The sequence below is a fragment of the Aedoeadaptatus nemausensis genome, from assembly GCF_903819165.1.
Taxonomy (GTDB): domain Bacteria; phylum Bacillota; class Clostridia; order Tissierellales; family Peptoniphilaceae; genus Aedoeadaptatus; species Aedoeadaptatus nemausensis.
The window spans coordinates 1-2,545 of sequence record NZ_CAIJCS010000034.1; the positions used below are offsets into that span (position 1 = coordinate 1).

The 2,545-nt window shown below is 35.8% G+C and carries 5 protein-coding genes; 2 read left to right on the plus strand and 3 right to left on the minus strand.

Features of this window, described 5'->3' with window-relative positions:
- Window positions 1–612 (minus strand): phage tail tape measure protein (locus PEPTYR26121_RS08435; protein ID WP_180500980.1); only part of this gene is annotated, 612 nt, incomplete at its 3' end.
- A gap of 89 nt (window positions 613–701) precedes the next feature.
- Here PEPTYR26121_RS08435 and PEPTYR26121_RS08440 point away from each other — a divergent pair.
- The gene (locus PEPTYR26121_RS08440; protein ID WP_019131811.1) at window positions 702–1,025 is read left to right on the plus strand and encodes a type II toxin-antitoxin system Phd/YefM family antitoxin; all 324 of its coding nucleotides are present in this window, start codon (window positions 702–704) and stop codon (window positions 1,023–1,025) included.
- A gap of 94 nt (window positions 1,026–1,119) precedes the next feature.
- Entirely contained in the window at window positions 1,120–1,350 is a 231-nt protein-coding gene (locus tag PEPTYR26121_RS08445) for a hypothetical protein (protein WP_019131813.1), read from the plus strand.
- A gap of 178 nt (window positions 1,351–1,528) precedes the next feature.
- Here the strand turns inward: PEPTYR26121_RS08445 and PEPTYR26121_RS08450 are convergent, their stop codons facing one another.
- Both PEPTYR26121_RS08450 and PEPTYR26121_RS08455 read right to left on the minus strand, forming a co-directional pair.
- A complete protein-coding gene (locus PEPTYR26121_RS08450; RefSeq protein WP_002834869.1) occupies window positions 1,529–1,885 on the minus strand; it encodes a hypothetical protein in 357 nt (118 codons plus the stop codon).
- 2 nt (window positions 1,886–1,887) lie between these two features.
- Window positions 1,888–2,484 (minus strand): major tail protein, encoded by a 597-nt coding sequence (locus PEPTYR26121_RS08455; protein WP_008901312.1) that lies wholly within the window; start codon window positions 2,482–2,484, stop codon window positions 1,888–1,890.
- Window positions 2,485–2,545 lie beyond the last annotated feature (61 nt).

A 2,545-nucleotide genomic window follows, 5' to 3' on the forward strand; every position in this document is an offset into this window, starting at 1 on the left:
TGAGAACTTGGTCTTGGCCCCCATTTCACGAGCCTTTTCCCTTAGGGCATCAAAGTCGGAGCCTGTTGCACCAGATACTGCTTTTACCTTTGACATACCTGAATCAAAATCTGATGCAGTCTTTACAGCCGCTACCCCAAGACCTGCTACTGCAAGAGATACTGGCATCATTTTTCTTCCTACATTTTCTATATTTTGCCCTGTGTTTTGCCATTTTTCTCCAGTAATAGCTATGTTTTGCAGGGTTTGATTAGTGGTTGCACCTTGCCTTTCTAAAGATTTAAGGGCTTGTTCTGTTTCAATAATCTCTCGTTTAAGTGCATCATATTGCTCTTGGGAAATCTTTCCTTCTGCAAGAGCCTGTTCAGCTTGTTTTTGTGCCTCTTTCAAAGAAGTTAATTTGTTCTTTGTTTCTTCTAAGGTCTGTCCTAATAGCTTATGCTTTTGGGAGATAAGTTCTGTATTTCCAGGATCAAGTTTTAGAAGTTTATTGACATCACGAAGTTCTGATTGGGTATGTTTTATCTCCGTATTAACTTGTTTTAGTGCGGTCTGTAATTTGGTAGTATCTCCACCAATCTCAACAGTTATCCCTTTTATTCTATTTGCCAATATCTCACCTCCTCTTTAGAGATATATTTATCAGTGTTTTTGTTGATGTTTTTATCAATTTTTGCTATACTTATCTTGAGGTGATAAGTATGAATTTTGTAAAAGAATTATCCAACAAGACTGTATCCATTTCTGAATTTAATCGAGGCCTAGCTGGACGTATTTTCGATGATGTCAAAGTGAACGGTTCTAAGGTTGTATTAAAAAATAACGCCCCTGAGTGCATTCTTCTTTCCCCAGATGAATATATGAAACTTATTGATGAACTCGAAGATGCAAGAGATCTTATGCTTGCCAATACAAGGATGTCATCAATGGATAAATCCGATTTAATTTCTCAAGATGAATTTGAAGAAGCCTTTCATATCAATTTAAATGAAGTCTCTCCTCTTGATGAGGACGAAATTGAATGAACTATAAACTATCCTTTATAAAAGAAGCCATCCAAGACTATAAAGCCTTAGATGGATCTCAAAGAAAATTGTCGATAAAGCACTTAAGAGGATCTTGATAAATCCTCTTCCTAATACTGAAGGTGGGTATGGCAAGCCTCTTTCTAACCTTTCTGATTCTAAGCTTGCTGGTCTTATGAAAATTAAACTTAAGAGTTCAGGTCTTAGGATCGTTTATAAATTGGAAAAATCAGATGACGAAGTTCTTGTCATTATTATCGGTGCAAGAGCGGAATCCAAAGTCTATAAAGACGCTGAAAAAAGAGTAGCTAAGCTTGAAGATTAAAATTTATCAAAGTCTTCTTGCGTAGCTACTTCTTTATATTTATAGTCGTCATTATTCTTTTCTGTAAACATATCATTTACAAGTCCAATTGTTAGTAGAGATAAATCAGAAACAGAAAGACCAAGCTCTACTGCCCTTAATAGAAACAAGGGTGTAGTCATTGGTCTTTCTGTTGGCCTTACTTTTTTTTAGGAACTTCTTCCGATTTTATATTAAGTCCCCATAATTCAATTAGCTGAGGTAGAATTTGATAAATTGAAAAGGTTGAGAAATTATCCAACCATTCTTCTGGACTATCTGGTACAGATTTATCTCCATGCTTTGCCATAACATAGGCTATGTTTTCAAATAGTTCTAATGAGCCTATGTCAAGATTAGATTTATCTTCATCATTTTTCTTCATGGACTTTTCAAGTTCCATTAAGTCTTTGAAGATATCTCTTCCAAATTTAAGTCTATAGATTCTTGGGATAGCTGCTGATGCACGAAAAATAACATCTTGCCCGTCAATCTGAATTTTCTTTGTTAGTGCCATATTTATTTACCTCCAACACTTGCCCTTGAAGGTGTTACTGTCGTTTCTGTGGGCATATAGACTGACTTATACCAACCATCATAAGTTTCCTTTGTAGTCTCCTCACCTGTTCTAGCCTTTACATTTCCATTTGGAAGTGGTCTTGCTTGGATAGATAAGGTTTCTGGTTGGACTTCTCTTGATTCTTCATTAGTTTCTCCTTCGAGAGTAGGTCTTGCTGCTGAGCAGTTATACATGACATGACGGATTTTCTTTTGATCACCATCAAACTCAAAAAGAAGTGCAAAGTTTGCTGTTTCAGAATTTGAAGATTCAATAAGAACTTTATTTGAATCTGATTTTTCCATCAAAACATCAGTCCTAAAAGATTCTGGAATAAGGGCGATTTCTAAATCTCCATCATAGCCCATATTGTTTGAAATAGTGTAGTATTCAATTCCATCTGCATAAAAGCTTTCTGGCTCTCCATTAGGATCTAATGAAATCGAAACAGCACCAGGCATTGGTACTGGTGTCTTATATTTAATAACGCCCTCTTCGGTTTTATCAAAAAGAGCGTAATGCACATTGCAAATATTAAACTTTACCTTATTTGCCATAATTGTTACCTCCCATAAATTGTAGTGAGTCAGCTCCATCACAATTCTCTTCGCTCCTTAT